The organism is Corynebacterium ulcerans, assembly GCF_900187135.1.
GTDB classification, from domain to species: domain Bacteria; phylum Actinomycetota; class Actinomycetes; order Mycobacteriales; family Mycobacteriaceae; genus Corynebacterium; species Corynebacterium ulcerans.
On record NZ_LT906443.1, the window covers coordinates 1,180,183 to 1,201,969 of the forward strand.

General features: G+C 49.9%; 17 protein-coding genes. 6 read left to right on the plus strand and 11 right to left on the minus strand.

Translation table 11 applies throughout. From position 1 onward, the window contains the following. Positions 1-4: 4 nt before the first annotated feature. The 3 genes from CKV68_RS05345 (at position 5) to CKV68_RS05355 (ending at position 3,877) form a co-directional block, all read left to right on the plus strand. Entirely contained in the window at positions 5-1,591 is a 1,587-nt protein-coding gene (locus CKV68_RS05345; protein ID WP_095075742.1) for a transporter, read from the plus strand. 202 nt (positions 1,592-1,793) lie between these two features. Further along, positions 1,794-2,621: a hypothetical protein gene (locus tag CKV68_RS05350; RefSeq protein WP_167376970.1), complete on the plus strand. Its 828-nt coding sequence runs from the start codon at positions 1,794-1,796 to the stop codon at positions 2,619-2,621. 311 nt (positions 2,622-2,932) lie between these two features. Then, positions 2,933-3,877 carry a hypothetical protein gene (locus CKV68_RS05355; RefSeq protein ID WP_095075745.1) on the plus strand — a complete coding sequence of 315 codons (945 nt, stop codon included), beginning with the start codon at positions 2,933-2,935 and terminating at the stop codon, positions 3,875-3,877. Positions 3,878-4,205: 328 nt separating this feature from the next. Here CKV68_RS05355 and CKV68_RS05360 read toward each other — a convergent pair whose 3' ends face one another. Continuing rightward, positions 4,206-5,555: a sodium/glutamate symporter gene (locus tag CKV68_RS05360; protein WP_013912455.1), complete on the minus strand. Its 1,350-nt coding sequence runs from the start codon at positions 5,553-5,555 to the stop codon at positions 4,206-4,208. An 831-nt stretch (positions 5,556-6,386) separates the two neighbouring features. Between CKV68_RS05360 and CKV68_RS05365 the strand changes: the two genes are divergently transcribed. Together CKV68_RS05365 and CKV68_RS05370 are read left to right on the plus strand one after the other, a co-directional pair. Then, on the plus strand, positions 6,387-7,094 hold the full coding sequence (locus CKV68_RS05365; protein ID WP_095075746.1) for a hypothetical protein: 708 nt from the start codon (positions 6,387-6,389) through the stop codon (positions 7,092-7,094). 112 nt (positions 7,095-7,206) lie between these two features. Beyond that, positions 7,207-8,337, plus strand: a complete 1,131-nt coding sequence (locus CKV68_RS05370; protein WP_014526319.1) for a ferredoxin reductase domain-containing protein — start codon at positions 7,207-7,209, stop codon at positions 8,335-8,337. A gap of 61 nt (positions 8,338-8,398) precedes the next feature. Here the strand turns inward: CKV68_RS05370 and CKV68_RS05375 are convergent, their stop codons facing one another. The 8 genes from CKV68_RS05375 to CKV68_RS05410 form a co-directional block, all read right to left on the minus strand. Beyond that, positions 8,399-9,160 (minus strand): CPBP family intramembrane glutamic endopeptidase, encoded by a 762-nt coding sequence (locus CKV68_RS05375; RefSeq protein WP_095075747.1) that lies wholly within the window; start codon positions 9,158-9,160, stop codon positions 8,399-8,401. A gap of 197 nt (positions 9,161-9,357) precedes the next feature. Beyond that, entirely contained in the window at positions 9,358-9,879 is a 522-nt protein-coding gene (locus tag CKV68_RS05380; RefSeq protein ID WP_014526321.1) for a hypothetical protein, read from the minus strand. Positions 9,880-10,176: 297 nt separating this feature from the next. Continuing rightward, positions 10,177-11,055 (minus strand): S1 family peptidase, encoded by an 879-nt coding sequence (locus CKV68_RS05385; protein WP_029974223.1) that lies wholly within the window; start codon positions 11,053-11,055, stop codon positions 10,177-10,179. A gap of 25 nt (positions 11,056-11,080) precedes the next feature. After that, a complete protein-coding gene (locus CKV68_RS05390) occupies positions 11,081-12,058 on the minus strand; it encodes a DUF418 domain-containing protein (RefSeq protein ID WP_145955124.1) in 978 nt (325 codons plus the stop codon). A gap of 287 nt (positions 12,059-12,345) precedes the next feature. After that, positions 12,346-13,614, minus strand: coding sequence for an ABC transporter permease (locus CKV68_RS05395; RefSeq protein WP_095075749.1), 1,269 nt, complete (start codon positions 13,612-13,614; stop codon positions 12,346-12,348). After that, complete coding sequence (locus CKV68_RS05400; RefSeq protein ID WP_095076245.1) at positions 13,614-14,348, minus strand: ABC transporter ATP-binding protein; 735 nt, start codon at positions 14,346-14,348, stop codon at positions 13,614-13,616. The genes CKV68_RS05395 and CKV68_RS05400 overlap by 1 nt, the downstream gene beginning before the upstream one ends. Positions 14,349-14,351: 3 nt before the next feature. Next, on the minus strand, positions 14,352-16,142 hold the full coding sequence (locus tag CKV68_RS05405) for an HlyD family efflux transporter periplasmic adaptor subunit (protein ID WP_095075750.1): 1,791 nt from the start codon (positions 16,140-16,142) through the stop codon (positions 14,352-14,354). Positions 16,143-16,480: 338 nt separating this feature from the next. Then, positions 16,481-17,308: a carbon-nitrogen hydrolase family protein gene (locus CKV68_RS05410; protein WP_038622499.1), complete on the minus strand. Its 828-nt coding sequence runs from the start codon at positions 17,306-17,308 to the stop codon at positions 16,481-16,483. A gap of 351 nt (positions 17,309-17,659) precedes the next feature. Between CKV68_RS05410 and CKV68_RS05420 the strand changes: the two genes are divergently transcribed. Next, positions 17,660-18,754, plus strand: a complete 1,095-nt coding sequence (locus CKV68_RS05420; protein ID WP_052096428.1) for an alpha/beta hydrolase — start codon at positions 17,660-17,662, stop codon at positions 18,752-18,754. Here the strand turns inward: CKV68_RS05420 and adhP are convergent. Both adhP and exaC read right to left on the minus strand, forming a co-directional pair. Then, a complete protein-coding gene (adhP, locus tag CKV68_RS05425; RefSeq protein ID WP_013912463.1) occupies positions 18,751-19,788 on the minus strand; it encodes an alcohol dehydrogenase AdhP in 1,038 nt (345 codons plus the stop codon). The two genes, CKV68_RS05420 and adhP, sit on opposite strands and share 4 nt — an antisense overlap. Positions 19,789-19,924: 136 nt before the next feature. Further along, entirely contained in the window at positions 19,925-21,445 is a 1,521-nt protein-coding gene (gene exaC / locus CKV68_RS05430; protein ID WP_013912464.1) for an acetaldehyde dehydrogenase ExaC, read from the minus strand. Positions 21,446-21,787: the final 342 nt, after the last annotated feature.

Below are 21,787 nucleotides of genomic sequence, written 5' to 3' on the forward strand. Positions count from 1 at the left end.
CCCCATGACATCAACATTAGTGCGACTACACCGCACACTACGCTCACGCCTTTTTAAGAAAAACCCCACGGCCGTCATGATGCTCATCCTGGTCGGCTTCTACGCCCTCGGCGGATTGGCAGGCACGTCCCTCCTCCTGGCCGCCGCAGCCGAGACCCAAAGCTGGAGCGTTCTACCGCTCATCCTCGGAGTAGGGTGCCTCGGCTATCTCGTGGTCGAATCGGTCATCCCGAGCGGTGAAAACCAGATCGATGTGCGCACGCTAGCACCTCTCCCCATCGAGGCAAAGCAGATCCTGCCAGCGCTCGCCATCATCCCCCTGCTCACCTCCCGAGGTGTCCTCGCACTAATCTGTGCCGTGGTGACGGCGGTCGTCGGCACGCTTATGCTTCCGGGAGCGTGGGGCCTGCTATGGAGCGTCGCGACGCTCATCAATACCGCCACAGCCATCCTCCTAGCGGAACTGCTCAAGGCAGCAATTAGCGGATCCAGTCGCGCCAATAACGACAAGAAAAACATAATAGGCGTGGTTTTGGTATTCCTCATTATCCTGGGGTTCAACCAAATACGCTGGGACAATGTCTCGCCTGAAGCGCTAGCCCCTGCCGGAGAAGTACTTGGCTGGCTTCCCATCGCATCTGCCGGAGGCGTTGTTGCCTCACTCATTGCAGGAGCCGCATGGTGGGTCATCGCAGCAAAAATCCTGATCACTGTGGCAACGTTTGCGGTAGGAATACTGAGTTGGAAGGCACTGGTCTCCGGACATCTCAAGAACCCCAATGGCACCTCACAGGCGTCGGCACAACCCGCCAAGACCAAAAAAGATAAGGGGCGGCAGACTCTCCTCGTACCCGGCGCGCCCCACACCGCCGGAGGATATATCTATTCCCGAGCGATCCAGTACTACCGACGCGACAGCCGACTCTTAGGCTCGCTCATCATGCTTCCAGTCATGATCGCTTTCTTTATCTTCAAAGCCCTGACCGGACAGCCGGAAATGCTGTATATATCTATATTTATCCTCGCTTGGCTGTGCGGCATCTCCGCAGCCAATGATTTCGGTTACGACGGTCCCGGTATTTGGTCGATCATCGTTTCCGGGACTCCTGTCAAAACATGGCTACGCGCGCGTCACCTCGCGGCCATTACCCCACCAATAGTTTTCTATGTCTTCACTGCGGTTTTGACTTTTATTCTCTCCCCGAATACAACACTCGCACTATTTATTTTCATCGCCAGCCTGGGCGCATTCCTGAGCTCCGCAGCAATCGGACTGCTTTTCACCTCTTTCAACGCATTCCCCACAGCCCCTCCTGGCACCAACCCATGGACCGACAAATCCGGTTATTCCGGTGCCGCCATGCTTAGTAGCTTCGGCTCCCTAATAGGAGTGTGGTTCCCCCTAGCACCTGGCGCGATCCTGCTAGCTATCGGATACTTCAATTCCTCCCAGATGTTCTTAATTATCGGAGCAATTCTTGTCATTGCCGTCCCTGCAGCCGCCTACTATGCGGTTCAGGTGATGTGTATTAGGCGCATAGAGAAAAGCGTTCCAGAGCTGTTTAACAAAGTCGGACACTGGGTGAGCTAGACACCCCAACATCCCAAGGCTGTTACTCATTGCGAGTAGCAGCCTTTCTTCATGCTCGCACAAACATGAAATTGTCCTTTGTTCCACAAAGCTATATATTTACTCCGTTCACAGCGAACGCTAAGTTAACTATTCCCTATGAATACTCCATAGCGCTCGCATGATTTTTATTCACATCCCAAGATTTCCCGAAAGGTCCCTCGTGAAAAAACTCATCGCACCCATGCTGACCTGTGCAATCATCAGCTCCGTCTTTGTCACCCCCGTCGCGCAAGCACAGGAGGAAAGTCTGGATGAGATACTCATCTCCGGAGAAGATCTCAAGGACGAGAAAGAAGCCCTCCAGAAGGAAATTACCGACCTTCCTGAGGACGGCAACGCTTCCAAGGAGCTCCTCACTAAGCTTTCCGCACTTCTTGATAAGTACAAAAAATTCGGCGACGCTTATGAGACATATTCCGAGGGGCTAACAAAAGAAATTGATGAATTCCGCACCGAGGTAGAGGCAAAAGACAGCCAGCTCAGCGAATACCACCGGGTCATCCCCAGCTACGAAGCTGACTATAAAGAGCTTTCCGACGAGCGCGACCTAGCCCAGAAATCCGCCGACGAGCTCGCGACCGGCCTACTAGAGGCAGAAGAAAAACTCGAGGAAGCACAGGTTAAAAACCAAGCTCTACAGACTCAGCGTCAAGAAATTGCCGACCTCATCGACAAAGCCCAGAACCTAGGCACCCTACCCCAGGACGTCCTAGCTGAGATCAAAGCCAAGTTCCAAGAGACTAACCACCTCCAGGAAGGCTTTGCCAACAAACTAGAGAAACTCACAGAGGAAAAAGAACGTCTAGCCAAAGATGTCAAGCGACTCCAAGAGCGCACCAGCACCCTCACTTCCGAGAACGCTTCCCTCCGTGACAACTTGGGAATCTTCAAAGCACTCACAGGACTTTTCGGCGCACTTTCCGCCATCGCAGCAGTTATCGGCCTAGGAGCATTCCTTAAGCCATTCATCGAGCGTTTTATTCGATAAAAGATTTCGTTGAAGCCCGCTAGCCAAGAGCTAGCGGGCTTCGGTTGTTTTTATAAGGAAAATTTTTAAAGGATACGTATCAAAGAAATACTTAATTCCTATCTACCTTATCTAAGGTGCTAGCCCTCGCTTATCACAGGTAAAACTTAACAAAGTCCTCAAACTTTTGAATATAAGCGCACCACACAGCACTTTTGACACTTTAGAAACGTTAATTTAATGTTTACCAAGTATCCGCCAGGCACAGCATTTTCACATGCGCCCGTAAGGTCCTGGCGAAAAAATCCCCACTGAAAGGCTATGCCCTCATTATGAAGAAGCTGCTGTCTTCTGCCCTCACCTGCGCTATTGCAGGCTCCCTGCTCGTCGCTCCTGCCGCACATGCGGAGGACCAGACTGACGATTCCGAAGTACTCCTTCGAATTTCCGAGTCCACCAAAGGCAATTTCGATCCCAAAACAAACAAGTGGTCCTGCATAACTACAGGAGACTACGTCCCGCTCACCGGAACCGGTTCTCGAGTTACGCTTACCGCATCCGGCCCATGCACCCGCTCTGAATACGAGACACTCCTTGAAACCGTCCTCGATCATCTGAATGAAACAATAGATCAGGTCGGCGATCTTACGGACGAAGTCAATACTCTCGAAGGAAAGCTTCAAGCCAGCGAATACGAGGTCGGCCACCTCCACAAGAACCTAACAAACTCCCGCAACGAGCTTGACGCCACAAAGCGAGAAAACCGCAAGCTATCAAACGCGCTTGAGGCCAGCGAGCAGGAGGTCGACCATCTCCACAAGAACCTGAAGAACTCCCGAGATGAGTTGGATGCGACCAAGCAGAAAAACCGCGAGCTCAACGCAGAAATCGAAAAAGCCCAAAAAGAAATCGACGAGCTCGAAGCAAAGAACGCGCTCACCGAAGCCGATCTCAATAAGCTCAAAGCTGAGCTCGAGAAAACAAAAGCAAAGCTAGCCGAGGCAGAAGCTAAGGTAAAGGCCCTGTCTACTAGGGTCACCGAGCTTGAGGCAGAGGTAAAGGACCTCAAAGCCCGCAATGCCGAGCTTCAGAAGAAGAACGATGACCTTACCGCTGAGATCGATTCTCTCAACGACGAGAACGATTCCCTAAACAACGGTCTCAACACTTCCCTCGGATTGAACATCTTCTTCGGCGTTATTTCCGCCATCGCTGCAATCATCGGCATTGGCCACTTCCTCAAGCCAGTTTTTGAGAAGTTCTTCCACCGCCGCTAGATTCTCCACGATTCGCACATTTAAAGGGTGGTCCTCACGTGATTAACGTGAGGACCACCCTTTAGCTTTCTCCGCATAAAAGAAAAAAGAGGGTTAAGCAGCAAAAAGTGTGTCTCTCGGCGTGTCGTAGAGGACTGGACGCCCGGTTTCGTCATACGGCCCTGCACAACCAGGGCATCGTGGTCTGTTTGTTGTCATTGACTAAGCAAACAGCAGCCCCTACATCGCCTTGACGCGCAGTTCATTCCAAGGCATAGAGAAACCCCGGTCAGAGCCACTGAACGGGGTGATACTACGGTGAAGGGTGGCGTCGAAAAGCTAAGAACACCTAGTTCGCAGGCGCGGGGCTAGATTCCTTTGTGCGCTTAGGCAACCAGCCGGAAAATATCGGAATAGCAAGGATCGCTACGGCAAGCACCAAGGCGAATCCGCCCAAGCCAAACGCAAATCCCGAGAGGATCGCAATCGGCGCAAGGATGGTCATTCCGATCTCAAATGGGGCAAATCCTACATAAGCCACGCCGTATTCATTAAGCGTTCCCGACTTCAGGTCGGGGTCCACGATCTTGAGCAGCGCAATGCCGGTAGCCACAGCCGCCGTCGCCCAACCCCAGCTGAAAATACCGCGTTCAAGCCAGGAATCTCCGAAGAAGACCGGAGACATGACAAAGAAGAAGAAAACGCAGTAAATAATGCCAGCAATAAAGAGGATAATCAGCGGAACGATATAGCTTGCCACAGCTGATGGCACGATGGACGCAATACCGAAAGCGATCAGGAAGTCAGTTGCGCCACCGGAGACCGTCTTGACCGTCTGCTGATCCAGGTATCGCGGACGACGAATGACCTTAAGGAAGATCACGCCACAGATACCGGCAACAAAAGATAGGGCAAACAGCGGGATAGAAATGTTGGGGAAGAAGCTCTTAACACCCTGCTGAGCAAGGTAAGCAAAGAGCACCGTCACCGAGATAAAACCGATGTGCAGGGTAAGCGGCTCAATAGAGGAAGGGTTGGTTGTTGCACGTCCGATGGAGGGCTGCTTTTCCACATCCTCAATGTGCCCGCTGCGCAACTCCCACGGCAGCTCTTTAGGCAGCGTGTTGGTACGGCCAGTACGAATGCCCCAGTTTGCAAAGATAATTCCGCCGATAATCGCGGCAAGAGTACCCACCGTTGCAGAGGTGAAGCCTAACGACGCCGCAGCCTCCGCCCCGATGCTATCCAGAGAGCCACCCACGGCAGCAGCGGTACCAAAGCCACCGACGAAGCCGACCGGAAGCATCATGCCAAACCAGTCCTCAGTGCCAAAGAATGGTTTGAATACGAATAGACCAAGAAGAATGAACAGACCCCACTGCCCCAAGAACATACCGGTGGAATACGACCACATGTTGCGAGCTTTGGAAGCGTCGCGGGCATGGAAAGTCATCGAATATGGCATTGCCGCAAAAACGATGGCGATCAGCAAGGTGGAGTAATCGCCCAAGCGATCCGAAAACTTAAGTATGCCCAGAACCTCTGGGCCAAGGAGCAAACCAAGCAGACCAGCGGTGATGGGAGCCGGAATAAGAAGGTGACGGAACCACGCAAAGTGCCTTCGCATAAACGTGCCAACGATCATCAAGATCGAGATAAACCCGACGTCTATAAGCAAACTATATGGCGTGTAATCCATTGTTGTCCTTTTCTGTTTTTCCGCTTGTGATGCAGGCTTTTAGAGGGAGCCTCTCTTCGGCGCAGGTCATATACGTATTGAGTTCTCCAGTCCTTTGGCACGAAGCCCCACAAGAGGGCACACAGAACCTGCAAACTTGGCAGGCTTAACCATGGGGCCGCTACTCGACCATGCTCCATGCAAAGGGTGTGGCGATAATTTTACTTTCCACACTCTAGTAAGAAGGGTCACAAGAAGAAAAACGTGGACTTGAACACTATGTTTTCTTTCACACCAGGGAAGCCAGATATCGCACTAAGCCTCCTTCACTCCTTCTCCGGCCGACACTAAAAGCATGTACACAAGGCATATTTCCCCATATCTCTTACCGTGAAAACTCTAAGAAATATCTAGAGCCCTACCAATAGCAGGGGCACCCCCTCCCCTCGCTCACACGCCGCGAATCCCACATAAAACAAAATGTCACGCCGATTCCCTTTGATTGCAAAGATGCTCAAAACAAGCCATCACCACTGCCATAAAAGGCACCTAACATGACAGACTTCCGGCACAGTCTTGGCACGCTTTTGGCCAGATCACACGACTTTCATTGTTAAAAAACAACGCATACAGGAAAATTGCAGGGGTTAAAAACACCTCAGGAACTGCAATTTCTCTAAATGCAGCAAATTTTCAATATTTTGACAGGTAAAAAATCTCAAAAAGTTCTTGACCTGGGGAACTCTTATGTATATTTTTCTTTGATGTTATTTAGTCAACATTAGTAAGCGACTCAGCTTTTATATTTTCGACTGCACTCAATAGAGCGCAGTGCTAAGGAGAATCTCTAAGTTGAATATCGATTCAATATATTCGAATATTTCCCGCAGGATAGCTGCCCCAAGAATCCATCGTCTTGTCATCTCAGCCATCATCGGGGTCCTAAGCGGACTGATCATCCCGGAAGAAGCAACAGCCCAACCAACCATAGAGCACCCGTCGCAAAGCGATAGCATTAGCAGACTTAAAGACTCCTACCACTTGCCAAAGTTAACACGCCCGCCAGTTGCAGCAGAGCAACAGCTTCACAAGAAAGACCTTCAAGCAGCTACCTGGACAAAAATCCTGGTAGCTCCAGGAAAATCCAAAACCATCCCGATTAAGGAAGTCTTCTTTGACTCCCCGATCTGCACCATAATCAGAGATTCAGACGACATCGAACCAGTGTGGGTTACCCACGAGCCCAGCACCACAAGATTTTCTGAAATATTCCGGGTCCACGTTCCCACCACCGCTCATCTGGGCGATACACATCTCGTCCTCGTTTATAAATGCGACACAGAAACCCCAGATAACGCTTTCACTTTTGAGATTACAGTCGCCGATTTCGATCAAGATACAGCCGACCTTGCACACAACAAAGCAAGCTCAGTCTCCAACAGAGCAGAAGCTCCCACCTATTATGACAACAGCAACTTGCTCTGGCTGTTTTTCGCCGTTGTTCCCCTCATAGCCATCCTGTGCGCGATCGCATTCTGGTCACTTACCACGTCTTTTTAGTGTCTTCTCTTGAGACAAAAAGCGTGGAACGACAGATAAATACATGCGTGTATCCCAACAACTTTTTAGTTGATACATACCAAATAGCGTTCGCTTAGTTTAAGCTGGGTCCATGCTAGATCACAGATCTATCACGGAGCTTCTCCTTGACAACAAAGACGCGTTTCACACGCAGGTATTTGCCAACTTCTATCACAGCAACCCCTACGCGCGCGCCACAATTGCCCCTAGTGAGCAACTTACCCCTACGGTAATCTCGCTTATAGGTGGGCTAGAAAGCGACGGAAAAATATCCGACGCGGTAAAAGAGAAGTTCCTCGAGCACACGAAGCTACTCGACGCCCGAGGCTTCCATCACTACACTGCACTGGCCAGCGCGGTTCGGAGTGCATTGCAAACCATGTGCGCCGACCTTCCTTTAGATAAGGTCCTTGCAGCAGAACAAGCGATCACTTCACTCGCAGCCGACTTAAATAAGGCGAGCAATCCCCGCGAGCCAATCAGGGCCTCAGTGGTAGAAGTGGAACGTCGTAGTCGCAGGATCTCCGTGGTACGGCTTATCACGGAAGAGAACATCGACTATCGCCACGGTGATTTTCTTCAAGTCACTACAGAGCTGCTCAATGGACATTGGCGTTATCTGTACCCAGCCATTCCCGCTAACAAATCTGGTCACATCGAGTTTCATATACTGCGCGATGAGCTAACCACCCCCACCGGAGCACTTACCACGGCGCGAGAAGGCGACGAATGGCTCCTTGGGTTGGGAGAAGGCCATCTGTATATTCCACAAGACACTGACCTGCTTCTCATCGCACACAGCACTGGCCTAGCCAGTTTGCGCCCCATCATCTTGGATCTCATGGCGCAGTCCGATCCTCCACGAGTCCATCTCTTCTTCGGGGCAGATTATCCTGGAGAGCTCTACGAGCTTGCCGGCCTGTGGCAGCTAGCTGCCACAGCTCCTTGGCTCTCAGTGTCTCCTATTGTCAAAAACAACGCTGACGCATGGTGGGTCCAGCCCAGCAAATACTGCACAGCACCACGCGGGCTCCACATATTCCGTACCGGCCAAGCAGGCGAGGTTGCAGCTAGCTACGGAAACTGGCGCGATAGATCAATCATCATTTCCGGCCCCGAGGAGGATGTACAGACCAGCCGCACGGCGCTCATCCTAGCGGGAACCCCGTCTTACAATATTCAGACGCTGAGTTTTTCCCCCAAGCCTTGGTATCTCCCCTAAAGCAGGGATAAAGGGTGTGTGCATAGCCTAGTAAGCAATGTGCACACCCTTTGAGCAGCTCTTAGATGCCAAAGAGATAAAGTATGGCCAGGCCTACAACATCGCAAATCGCGTGAGCCAAGAAGAAGGGGTACAGGTTTTTGTCCTTGCTTCTGGTGTACAAGAAGTAGAAGGCAATTCCTAGGATCAAGCCGATGGCCAATGCCGAGCTAAGGCCCTGATACGTATGGAAAACTGTTCGTACTACGAGCGAGAAGATAAACGCTGCCACCCTGTACTTAGGCGCAACGCTAAGGCAAATTCCCAAGAAAAAGATCTCTTCATAAAAGCCATTCTGGAGAGAGAAAAGCACTAGAGACAGATCAAGTTTTGCGATCAAAGCTTCTAGATTGCTCTGCCCAATCACCTCAGATGCTTCTGCGGCTTCGATAGCAGACTCAAGCGGCTGAATAAATAGCGCGACTATCGAATGATAAGCGTCGAAAAGCAGCGCTACCCCAACAAAAATAACAATCGCAGCAAAGGTAGATTTCAGCGTTATACGAATAGTCCATTGCTTAAAATTGAACCTACGCAGAATCAGATAGACCGCTGCTATAACAAAGAAAAACAGCTGGTCAAAAAACGCCTCATAGTTATCGTTCGTGCTGAATTCTGCAGGAGTTAGGTCACCTAGAATAGGATCTTCAAGCGCAAGGAATCCCACCGTAGAGATGTAGGTGGAATAACCAAAAAAGATCACTGCCAGGATCACAAGATCCCACCACTTTAAATGATCTATCCGGTCTCCTCCCACGAGGAACTCTTTTATTTTTGTCTGCACTCGGAAGCACGCTCCTTGAAGTTCTCAGCATTAAGCTTTGCGGTGAAAAGAAGTTTATAGCAGTAGATTCGCTGAGAAAAATTTATGGTACAGCTAGTAGAAATCTCATCTTTCTATCGAACGCCGCTTCTCCAAGCAACGTCCTTATCAAGAAAGCCCCCTCAATACGAGAATCTACGCCCCCTCCACTAGTGCGATTACTTCTTATAAAGAAGATTGCGCAATCTTGTCTTTGAGTTAATAAATGGTTTGCAAGATACCATCTTGTCGCCTTGCTCCGCCTTCAGTTCCCCCCACCCACGGCTGAAGACTTCATACAAAGGCACCGTCACTGTCAAAGTGACAGCCCATTTAACTGGAGCAATGGAAAAAGCTTCATCAAATAACTCGTCAAAACCGTCTTTTCCGTACACAGAAAAGCCAGTCGACACAAACAAAACCGATAGAAGTATGATCAGGCCAAGCAGAAATAACCGTTCAGGGGCAAATGCCTCACTAACAGGAACTATTGGATAACCCCCTCGATCCATATCCCTGACCCATTGGCCACGAGACACAAAAATCGAAAGATTTAATAATAGAATTATCTCTATAACTACGCTGCCTGCTGCATGAACGTTGTCATTCTCTTCCAAAGCAGCACTAATATCCCAAAGAAAAAAGACCATAGCGACGATAAGGGATAAATAGATAATGTAATATCTCCGCCGAAAACCCACTGTTTTATTTCTGCTATTTAACAAAATTTTCTCAATCTCAATTATTATTTAAATTCGGTTTTCGGCCCAACTTTTCTTATGCGCCAGGAACACTACCCGGAACCAAAAAATATTATTGTCAGTCGGTGCATACCAGTTTCTTGAGCATGAAGACTCCTAGCGCAGGCTAGCGGAGCCTCCGTCGCGCCCTTTACTGTACTATTTTTACGCCTTCGGAACTATTTCATAGGCGACAAAACGAGGCTAACGCCTGCTTTAACCAGGTAAAGCAGGCGTTAGATCGTACGGTTTTATAAACTAACTCTTTTTCGATAGCGGCTTAGAGATTCGAGAATATCCAGCGATAAGCAGCAGAAGGACTACTGCCACAGCTCCATACCAGTTGGCACGTCCACCGTGCTGCTTGGGAGTGATTCCTTCAGCGGGCTCAACGTATTCAGTTTGGAGCAATCCCTCACCGTTTCCTTGAATGACGTTTTCAATCCAGGACTTCTGAGGGCCGACCGTAGTATAGAAAGCTTGTGGTGCAGGTTTATTGACGTCTTCGCTTGCGCCTCCTGCAGTTGTGACACCAGCTACAGCACCGTCAATAAATAATGGACCACCGGAATCTCCGCCTTGGACGCCCTCTCCATTGCGAGTAGTGATATTCAAGAATGCACTTTGGGCGTTCTCCCCGTCCGCAAAAATATCAGTAACAGTCACATCTGCGAAAGGAAGCTTTCCAGACGTAGCAAGTTTAGAAGCATGGCTCCAGCCGTAAATTCGGCCTTGGTCATTTACCTTTACCGTTTTGTCCGATATTTTCGCGGTGGAAACCCCTTTCATAGGTTCCGCTACATACGCTAGGGCGATGTCCCCCACAGGCGCGAAAAGCCAACCGGAAATATCATATTCTGAGGTATTCGATCCTTGTCCGACGCGCACTTTTGAGCCGCTAGGATCCTCTAGCTCAAAACAGTGTCTTGCGGAAAGAATCCAATGCTCATTAAGCACCGTACCTGTGCAGTTACCATAGGCAGATGCCTTTCCTACCCTTAAAGCCGCTACTGATCGGCTCTCCGCGTTATCAGGCGCTGCTTGAGCATTTTCTAGCGCATAACCGGCCGGTGCAGTCGCTAGAGCAATGCTTACGCTTGCTGCGAAAAAAGCTGTAAAACGGTTGAGTCTTTTCATCTTTGATAGTCCTTCCTAAATCCCTTTATTTGGCAGCTGCCTGTTTTACTTCATCGGTAGTACTGGAAGCGGAAGCACTATCTGCCGGAAATTTCGAAGGTGATGGAACAATAAGCTGAATCAAGTACCTGACTATGCTTTCGATCGGTCCTCGTTTGAAGAGTTTCGCCCACACAACCGCAAAAACTATTCCAACGATGATAGAGATAAGAACAAACACGTTTGAGGTTTCAACGATGTGCTTAATCACGTATTCAGCGCTCGCAACATGAGCAACGTACATGGTGAGAGACATTGCGCCAAAGGTTGTGAGAGGCTTCAGTATTTTCGCGTTAACGTTTTCACCCAGGAAAAGGCACAACGCTACAAATGCAGTGCTTGACCCTACGCACAACAAGATATTTCCTAGGCCACCGGTATGGCCTACGGCGGAGAAGAACAGGGGCGTTTCCACGTTAAGCCTCACATACAAACCGATAGCAGCGACAATCGCGCCACCGATCCCCCAAATGAGCCTGTTTTTATTGTTGTGCAAAACTTGGAACAGAATCATGCCAGCGACCATGTAAGTAAGCCAGCCTAGCATTGAATAGGGCGAATAAATGTCCACCAAGCTATGCTCTGTAGCAGCTGCCAGCATTAATGCAATAAACAGCATTACTTGATACTGGAGACGAATCTTGGGCACCCAAAATAACAGCGCTATCGAGGCTCCCATGATTATCAAGATAATTTGGATCTTATGGGCAAAAGAGACTAAAGCTACGCCAATTAAAAGGACGAGCAAACCTCTAGTGATTAAACGCAAATAGGTCGTTTTTCCTGGTTTATCCGAGATAACCACCATCGTCATGCCTGCGACCACGGCGAACAAAGAAGAAGCGATTCCCACGCTTAGGGTTTTGCCGACCCAGGTTAATTCCGCTACATGTGTAATTATCATTCCGATGATAGCCACTGCGCGGGCTAAATCTAGACCTATTATTCTATTCTTCGTTTCCAAAGGTATTTATCCTTTTCCGAGATCTGATTTTTAAGCTAGGTCGGCTGTTCACTCTTCGACCAAACCACCGGTTTTTCATCCTAAAATCGAATTATGTGAAATCTGTGAACATTAGGTGGCAATACCATCGTAGAAAGTTTCAGATACCTGAAGAAAATTCACCCATGAAACATAATGCGAAGAGCACAGCTCCCTATAGCGATTATTCTGTTGTGCAGTAAATAGCAAAAACCGTGCCACACAATACTTGTGGCACGGTTTTTACGTAAAGTTCCGTTTTTGAAATGTTACTCGTAGCGTAACGCCTCAATCGGATTCAACTTAGCTGCTTTATTGGCAGGGTAATAACCGAAGAACAAACCAATAGCCAAGGAGAAACCTAAGGAAAGGAGAATTCCTCCGATGGGCGGGAACACAAGTTCTTTCAAGAGATGAGAACCAACCACGCCGATGGAACCGCCCAAGAGTACACCAATAGCTCCGCCGATAGTACAGATGATCATCGATTCAACGATGAACTGCAGCCTGATATCGCGGCGCCTAGCTCCTAGAGCTTTCCGGACACCAATCTCCCTCGTTCGCTCAGTAACGGTCACCAACATAATATTCATCACGCCAATACCGCCCACCACCAGGGAAATACCTGCAATAGCGGAAATCACTGCACTGATATTCTTCAGCGTAGAGTTGAAGGATTGAACTGTGGATTTATTATCTTGAAAAATCGCATGATACTCGCTGTTATCCGCATAATACGCATCCAAAACGCGTTGGAGCACCTGGCGTACTTGTGTTTCATCAGCGCCTTGCGCAATACGGACGGATACTGAGTCCCACGCAATAGGTTTATCATTAAAATTCGACTGGATGGTGTACGGAACGTACAGCTTAGACTGAGTACCAGTACTAAATAGTCCACCCGATTTTTCTTCGTGGAACACACCGACAACAACCAAAGAAGTAATGGTTCCATTAGGAAGGCTTACTTCAATTTCTGCGCCAAGGGCCTTCTGCGGGTCATTACCAAACAATTTCTCCAAAGTAGAAGGCGCGATAACAGCGACTGCACGCTCGCCGTTAGTGTCTTCTTCAGTAAAAACGCGCCCGTACTCTGCAGTTATCTTTTTTATCTTGAGGTAATCGTTATTCACCGATAGAACAGTTGACTGTTCTTCCCGTGTAGCGTATTCCAGGGTCACAGCCTGATGGCTAGTCTCACCCACACTAATACCATCAATACCTGTTCCTGCAGCGTTTTTTAGCTGGTTAATCAGATCCGGCGTCAATTTTGCAGACTCATCAATGAGTCCGCCGCCCTGGAAACCAGGTTCCGCGGGACCAGCCGATTTGCTGCGCTCCGACACCTGAATGGTGAGATCGTTAATTCCAGATTCAGCCAAGGATTTAGACGTCTGGGCTTGTAATGATTTACCCAACGTCAAAATCGCAATCACAGAAGCGATACCGACGATAATGCCTAGCAGGGTAAGCAGCGAACGCAGTTTGTTTACGCGGAGACTACTCAAAGCTAGGGAAATTGACTCACTAAAGGTCATTAGTGTCCCTCCCCTAAGGTGTTACCGTCAACAATCACACCGTCGGTCATAGTAACAACGCGAGTGGTCTCAGCAGCCAGCTCTGGGTTGTGGGTAATAAAGACGATTGTTTTGCCAAAGTCTTGATTAAGGCTATGGAAAAGGTCCATGACCAGGCGCCCGGTATGGGAGTCAAGGGCACCCGTTGGCTCGTCGGCAAGCAAAAGCGGAGGCTCATTCGCCAGCGCGCGGGCAATTGCTACACGCTGTTTCTGACCGCCGGAAAGCTCGGCAGGATTATGCTGCATACGCTCTTCCATGCCAACCATGGCTAGAAGTTCTTCAGCCCTTTCGAGCCGCTCTTTCTTAGGAACCCCGGCGTACATCATGGGCATCTCGACGTTCTTTAACGCCGAAATACGTCCAATAAGGTTGAAGCTTTGGAACACAAAGCCAATGTTCCGGCTACGGTGATGCGCAAGCTCATCCTCGTCGAGTGTTAGGACATCCGCGCCGTCGAAAAGGTACTCACCCGAGGTTGGTTGGTCCAGCAACCCAATGATGTTCATCAGGGTCGATTTACCAGAGCCAGAAGCACCGACGACGGAGACGAACTCATTGCGAAAGACATCAAAATTAACGCCAGGCAGGATCGTCAATTCACTTTCATGTCCAATATTGAAAGTTTTGACGATATTCCGCATCGAGATAAGCGAATCTTGATCATGCGAAGTTTCTGAAGCGGTAATGCTCATCACCTATTTGCCTTCAACAATTGCATCTTGCTGCATGCTGACAGAAGTACCGATCATGTCCTTGTACTTGGAGGCTTGGTTAAGAACCTTGTCGCCTGGTTTGAGTTCTCCACCTGTGATCTCTGCAATGATGTCAGTGGTATTGCCAACGGTCACGGTACGAGCCTCGATGACAGAAGAACCATCTTTCTCTGCAAGGACGAGCACCTTCTTGGTGTTGCCTTCTTGGTAAACAGCCTCAGCAGGAAGTTTGATGGTCTCACGATTCTTATCGATGTTTACCCGCGCCTTGACGCTACCGCCGATCAACAGACCATCGCGATTTCCGGTCAACTCAATCTCGACAGGATACAAAGGCTTTGCTTTGGTTGCATTCTCTGCACCCGCTGCTGGCAGCTTAGCCACATTGACGATCTTCTTGATACGTCCTTCAAAAGTCTTAGTTCCGCTAGACGTAGACGTCAGGGTCACTTTGTCGTTAACGCGAAGCTTAGCGACGTCCGCCTCTTTCACGTTTGCATTCACGATCAAGGAAGAATCATCACCGATAGTGACGATGCCTTCTCCTGCTGCTGGCTTACCCTGCTGTGCAGGAACTGCCATAACAACGCCAGAGAAAGGCGCACGCACGTCCGAGGAATTGATATCGAGCTGCAGTTTGTTCAGTGTCAGAGCCGAGGAGTCTTGAGCCGTGTTCGCACTGCGCCATGCTTGATTAATAGCCAATTCCTGCTGATCAAGCTGTTGTTGCGCAGCAAATTCAGCTGCTGCCGCATTAGTGGAAGCCTCTTTGTGTGCTTCAAAAGCATTTGCGACTCCACGCTGGGCATCGCTTAGTTCCCGGTCTACCGTGGCAAGGGTAGCGATATAGTTACGTTCTGCTTCCGCAAGCTGGCGCTGTGCGCCGTTGAGCTTAACCAGCGAGTCGGCACTACCGATAACCGACTCGACAACAGACTGCCCCGTGCCATCAGGAGACTGATTGCGGTTGCGCATCTGAGACTCAAGTGCCGCAATCTGGGAGTCTAGCTCGGCCTTCTTATCGTCTTGAGCCTGATCGCGCTCTGTTTTCAGCTCCGTCAAGCGGGTCCTATCCTGAGAAAGTCCCTCGTTCTCCTGAGAACTACGAGTGATGCCAAAGACTGTAGCGGCACCGCTTCTTGCAGCGTCAAGTGCAGCAGAGAACAGCTGGTCACGCGCCTGCTTCACCGCAGCATCTTGGGTGCGCAACTCTGGAGTATTCACATGCTGCCGGTCTTGAGCTTTACGCTCAAAGGCCTGCTGAGCTTTGATGTATTCTTCATTAGCCTGACGACGCTGAGCATTGGCACTATTGATCTCAGTGTTCAGTCCCTGATCAAGGCGGCTCTTCAAGTGGTCATACTGCTGTTGCGCAGTTTCCGCCTGTGCCATTGCCTGATTCAAGTTCTGGGCTGCCGTGGCTCGTTGATTATCCAACTCGGTTTTCGTGGAAGAGGTATCAATTTTTGCCAATAACTGGTCAGCCGATACCTTGTCTCCCACCTTGGTCGATATGGTTGCAACCGGGCCAGTGAGGTGCGTATACAAAGTTGCGGTACGAATTGGCTCAACAGTGCCTTCCACCAAAACGCGGTTAGCTACCTCCGCAGACTCCAACTGTGTGTATTCAGATACGGGAACAACTTGCCCTTGTTCCTCGGGAGCAATGAAATACGCGCCTACTCCGACCAATGCCAACACCGACAGAAGCGGTATAAAAACTTTTTTCTTCTTTAACGTCGTTAAAGCTCGAGACGCGACTGCGGGTGGCATACCTGTCCTTTCGGCCAACTCAAGCGCGAGTTGTTTTCAATTTCAATTACAAGCAACGGTTGAGAATATTAGTAGAAGACTTGCTTAAAGTGAAGCTCAGACTATAACTTTCACATCTTTCTTCCCCAACCGGTTAGTAGTCAATGCAATACCGGTCACAGGACGAACATGTGGCAGCAAAACCGCAGTAAAAGCAAGGATTGAAAGATAGACAAACAGGAAAATGTCTTATCTTGGCAATCTGACATTCTTCTCAACACAGAACGCCTTTAACCATACAGTGTTAGATTTTCCTGCGCATAAAATCAAATAAAACCAAATAATAAACTTAATTTTTGTTAGAAAAAGGAACATTCCTTTCCGTACTCATCTATGCCAGATAAAACAGGAACAGAGCGTCGAAGTTCAGAAAGGTTCTCCGTAGATATATCCGCAATTAACAGCTCGCGCCCACCCCCTGCTTCCGCTACGCACACCCCATCCGGACCAATAACCCTAGAAAATCCAATACCCGTCGGGCCTTGTACCCCTGAGTCCGCCTGATCCACTGCCACCACAAAACATGTTGAGTCCAGTGCCCGAGCAGAGGTAAGCAGCTGCCACTGCTCTTTTTTCCCATCACCACTAGCCCAGCTAGCTGGCACAAGGATGACCTGCGCCCCCTTGTGAGCAAGGGCCCGGAATTGGCCAGGAAATCTAACGTCATAACAGGTAGCAAGACCAAAAGTGATTCCGTCATAGAGAAAAGTAATGAGCTTTTCCCCAGGTTTAACCGTATGAGATTCTCGATACCCAAAGGCATCGTAGGTATGGATTTTGTTATAAAAAACAGGGCTGCCCATGCTAGGGAGGACAACAACCAACGTGTTATAAACCCTGCTGATCTCCTTCCCCTCGACCTCCACCGCGTCTGCCGGAGTAAACATCCCTACGACGATGCCTATATCGAGCTCATCGGACAATTCTTTGAGCTTCCCAACAAAAGCCCCTGATATATCTTCAGCGTTTATGTCCAGACGTCCGGTATCAAATGCTTGCATCGAAGCTTCTGGGAAGACTGCCATCCTTGCACCCTGCCCTGCCGCATGCCGCACCTGATCTTCAATTCGGCGTAGGTTTTCTTGTTTATCGCCCGTAGCAGAAATCTGTGCCAACGCAATTCGCATACCTTTATAGCCTAGGCCTCTTGTGGATAGTTTTCACTTAACTCACAATTTTTCTCCGCCTCAGCCCGCCCGCTTGCCCGTTTCTTCACACACGCGCACGCTACCCAGTATGACCTTCATGATCCAACCGACAGCCCTACCCCATTTCTTTCCGGGCCCTAGCACCCACATCCCTGTCTCACACTTAAATCCAAGCGCAACCGCCTCAGCGTTAGACAGCTTTCTGAGTTCCGCAGCACTCACTACAAATAGGTACGAGGATTGCATCACTGATCTACTCTCTCAGTTGCGTGATGCCATTACCCTCTCCATGGAGATAGACTCCGATACCTCACAATCACTCCAGGCGACATGATGTTCACATTGCAATCAGGGCAACTTCTAGCTTCCGCCCATGCACTTTCAGCGTTTTCCCGCTCTGGCAGCTCTATCGCCCAAGGTCTTCGTTCCACGTGGAACCAAGGATTAGAACAGCTTTATGGCAGGGCCTTTGAGATTGCAGCCGCTACTCTCACCCGTCGTTTAAGCTGTTGGCTCGACCCACATAGGGCAGCCAACTACCTCGCTCATATTCTCTCCATAACCGCCAGGCTCCAGGAAGAGTTGGAACACCATCATGAGTATTTACGTTTACTTCCACAACGCACCATCGATGAGTCTTTCCTTATCACCAAAGGCATCACGCATTTACAAGAACTAGGAAAGCTTCTCGACGCCACCTGCGCCCAGTCCATCACGCACCTTGCGGCTTTGTGCACCGATGACACTGACTATCCCCCAAGCACGCTCACTGCTACCCACATACATACCGATTTCCCTGATGCCGAGATACTTCATGCAGACGCCCATCATGCAGTGGTCGCTTTTGGCAACATATCCACCGCCAGTTCAATCACCACCCTAGTAGCCGGCGTTTCCTCCTCTGATCCCAACACGTGGCCAGACAATTTCCGGCATGCCCAACGCGTATCCCAAGCAACAGGCGGCGCAGCCATCGCCTGGCTGGGATACTCCGCACCTGCACATATTCCCGCTGCAGTCGCCACAGCCCCTGCGTCTCGCGGGGCACAGGCTTTAAAAGATTTTCAAGCCTCGCTACGCAGCAGGAACCCTCAGGCCAAGCTGCTAGTGCTAGGACACAGCTACGGATCCGTGGTTGCTGGCAAAGCAGCGGAAACCGGATTAGAGGCAGACACCCTTATTTTCGCCGGCAGCCCAGGGGTGCCTCCTGTGATCAAGCTCAACACCGACTCCCCTCGCGTCATCTCAGCCTTAGGGTCTTTAGACCCCATCGGATTAACGGGAACAAAGTACACAGCCGTACATGGCAAAGACCCCACTGCCCTTGGCTTTCCAGCCGAACAGTGGGGAATCCCCGGAGGACACTCGAGCTATATAACCAGTCCGCTTTTCCTTAAGCGCCTCACGGAAGAAGCACAGCGTTAGTACCTAATCGCCATGCGCCCATCGACTTTGCCCTGATGCATATCGGCAAAGACACTGTTGACGTCGTCAAGCTTGCATTCCGTAACAGTAGGCTTAATCATGCCGCGCGCATAGAAATCGAGAGCTTCTTCCAGATCCTGGCGTGTTCCCACCAGCGATCCGCGAATGGTTAGCCCCTTGAACACAATCTCAAAGATAGGTGCAGGGAACTCTCCTGGAGGAAGACCATTGAATACGATCGTTCCACCTTTTCGAGTCATACCAATGGCTTGACCGAACGCTTGCGGGTGAACGGCGGTGACCAGAACGCCATGCGCACCACCCTTAGTAAAAGCATTGATCGCTTCAACCGGGTCTTCCTTCAACGCATTTACTGCAAATTCAGCACCATGTTTCCGCGCAAGCTCTAATTTTTCGTCCGCGATATCCACTGCAATTACGCGCATACCCATAGCTACCGCATATTGCACAGCGATATGGCCCAGACCGCCGATACCAGAAATGACCATGTACTGGCCCGGCTTGCACTCAGTTTCTTTGAGGCCCTTATATACAGTCACACCAGCACACAAGATCGGTGCAACCTCGATGGGGTCAGATCCCTCTGGAATACGAGCACAGTAACGGGTATCTACCAGCATGTATTCACCGAAGGAGCCATCAACCGTGTAGCCACCATATTCCGCGTCATTGCAAAGAGTTTCGCGGCCGGTGCGGCAATACTCGCACTCCCCACACGCAGACCATAGCCATACGTTGCCCACCATATCTCCGAGCTGCACTCCGTGATGGCCAGGCCCTAATTTAACGACTTCGCCCACGCCTTCATGCCCAGGGACAAACGGTGGTTCCGGTTTCACTGGCCAGTCGCCTTCCGCTGCGTGAAGGTCTGTATGGCAAATGCCGGAAGCTACTAGTTTCACCAGCGCCTGGTTGGGTCCCGGCTCAGGCAAATCTACATCATGAATAGTGAGTTCAGGGCCAAAGTCGTCAACTACAGCAGCGGTGAAGGCCTCAGGGAAATCGTTTTTCACGTCGATTTTTCCTTTCTCGTAGGCATTTTCAATACCCACACCTTGTTGGGAACTATATTCATTAAGTCCCCTAAATGACTGAACCCCAACCGGCATAACGCCGGCTGGGGACAAAACCATATTCAATTAAAAGCAACTAAAATAAGCCCGTAGGGTTTTCGTCATAAGAAACGAGCAGGTTCTTGGTCTGCTGATAGTGATCCAGCATCATCAGGTGGTTTTCGCGCCCAATTCCCGATTCTTTATACCCGCCAAAGGCCGCATGAGCTGGGTAATTGTGATACTGATTCACCCACACACGACCCGCCTGGATAGCACGTCCAGCGCGATATGCGGTGTTTTGATGACGAGTCCATACACCGGCACCAAGGCCATAATTGGTGTCATTTGCAATCCGAATAGCCTCATCAAAGTCACTAAAGGTAGCAACCGAGAGCACTGGACCAAAGATTTCTTCCTGGAAGATACGCATATCATTAGTCCCTTTGAAGATGGTCGGCTCAATGTAATAGCCATTCTCCAAACCATCAATACGGTTGACATGACCACCAGTAAGTACCTCGGCACCTTCCTTCGGGCCAATGTCCAAGTACCCAGAAATCTTATCCATCTGCTCCATGGAGGCCTGGGCACCCATCATGGTCTCAGTATCCAAAGGATTACCGAGCTTGATCTTGCGCACTCGCTCCACACCTAACGCCAGGAATTCTTCTGCAATGGACTCGTGAACAAGCGCACGCGAAGGACAGGTACATACCTCCCCCTGATTCAGGGCAAACATTGCAAGTCCCTCGATACACTTGTCCCGGAAGGGGTCTTCGTAATCCATAACGTCACCAAAGAAAATCGATGGCGACTTTCCGCCCAGTTCCAGAGTGACTGGAATGATCTTGTCCGCGGCAGCCTTGTTGATTAACTTGCCCACCTGCGTCGAGCCAGTGAAGGCAATCTTGCCGATGCGAGTAGAGCTAGAAAGCGCAACGCCAGCTTCCTCCCCCAAACCGTTCACAATGTTAAGAACGCCATCTGGAATCAGATCTCCCACAATATCGATCCAATACAGAATCGAGGCTGGGGTCTGCTCGGCAGGCTTAAGAACGATCGCATTGCCAGCAGCTAAAGCAGGAGCAATCTTCCAGGCGGCCATCAACAATGGGAAGTTCCATGGAATGATTTGCCCCACCACTCCAATGGGCTCATGGAAGTGATAAGCAACCGTATTGTGATCAATCTGCGACGTTCGCGACTCCTGGGCCCGAATAGCACCCGCAAAATAGCGGAAGTGGTCAATAGCCAGGGGAATATCAGCCGCTAGCGTCTCACGTACAGCCTTGCCATTCTCCCAGGTCTCCGCAACGGCAATTTCTTCCAGATGTTCTTCCATACGGTCCGCAATCCGGTGCAATACCAGGGCACGCTCCGCCGGCGAGGTCTTACCCCACGCCTCCGCCGCAGCATGCGCAGCGTCGAGAGCCTTCTCAACATCTGCCGCTTTACCACGGGCAACCTGGCAGAATACCTCGCCAGTAACCGGAGTGACATTGTCTAGATATTCGCCGTCTACAGGCGGTACCCATTGACCGCCAATGTAGTTGTCGTAGCGCTTCTTATAGTTAGCGACTGCGCCTTCAGTACCCGGATTAGCATAAATCGTCATGATCAATCACTCCTTCATAAGCCTAGCCGACAGTGAGGTGGCCAACAAGAAATAGCAATGTGCGTCCCACATCACTTTGGAAACCTCTAACAGTCAACCTATAGCCTTTTAGGACGTTTGACACCCCCTATTTTGGCGATTAAAAGTTGCCAACCTTAGCCAATTCCCATAGACGCTCACAGAAGGTAGGTTTTGCAAATTTTGCAATTTTTACCCCCATTGAAAACTTAATAAAATCGCAACCTTTTTCAGGGGTAAGTAAATATAAATCTCAGTTAAAATTGAAGTAAGACCCTAAAAGAATTCCACTCTCATCACCACAAGGATCTACTACTTTTCACT

What these genes read in the sequence shown, in the direction of transcription:
- CKV68_RS05370 (WP_014526319.1), top strand. Translation starts at nt 7,207, where the DNA reads ATGCTAGATCACAGATCTATCACGGAGCTTCTCCTTGACAACAAAGAC.
- exaC (WP_013912464.1), bottom strand. Translation starts at nt 21,445, where the DNA reads ATGACGATTTATGCTAATCCGGGTACTGAAGGCGCAGTCGCTAACTAT.
- CKV68_RS05345 (WP_095075742.1), top strand. Translation starts at nt 5, where the DNA reads ATGACATCAACATTAGTGCGACTACACCGCACACTACGCTCACGCCTT.
- CKV68_RS05420 (WP_052096428.1), top strand. Translation starts at nt 17,660, where the DNA reads ATGATGTTCACATTGCAATCAGGGCAACTTCTAGCTTCCGCCCATGCA.
- CKV68_RS05395 (WP_095075749.1), bottom strand. Translation starts at nt 13,614, where the DNA reads ATGACCTTTAGTGAGTCAATTTCCCTAGCTTTGAGTAGTCTCCGCGTA.
- CKV68_RS05355 (WP_095075745.1), top strand. Translation starts at nt 2,933, where the DNA reads ATGAAGAAGCTGCTGTCTTCTGCCCTCACCTGCGCTATTGCAGGCTCC.
- CKV68_RS05360 (WP_013912455.1), bottom strand. Translation starts at nt 5,555, where the DNA reads ATGGATTACACGCCATATAGTTTGCTTATAGACGTCGGGTTTATCTCG.
- CKV68_RS05410 (WP_038622499.1), bottom strand. Translation starts at nt 17,308, where the DNA reads ATGCGAATTGCGTTGGCACAGATTTCTGCTACGGGCGATAAACAAGAA.
- CKV68_RS05385 (WP_029974223.1), bottom strand. Translation starts at nt 11,055, where the DNA reads ATGAAAAGACTCAACCGTTTTACAGCTTTTTTCGCAGCAAGCGTAAGC.
- CKV68_RS05400 (WP_095076245.1), bottom strand. Translation starts at nt 14,348, where the DNA reads ATGAGCATTACCGCTTCAGAAACTTCGCATGATCAAGATTCGCTTATC.
- CKV68_RS05405 (WP_095075750.1), bottom strand. Translation starts at nt 16,142, where the DNA reads ATGCCACCCGCAGTCGCGTCTCGAGCTTTAACGACGTTAAAGAAGAAA.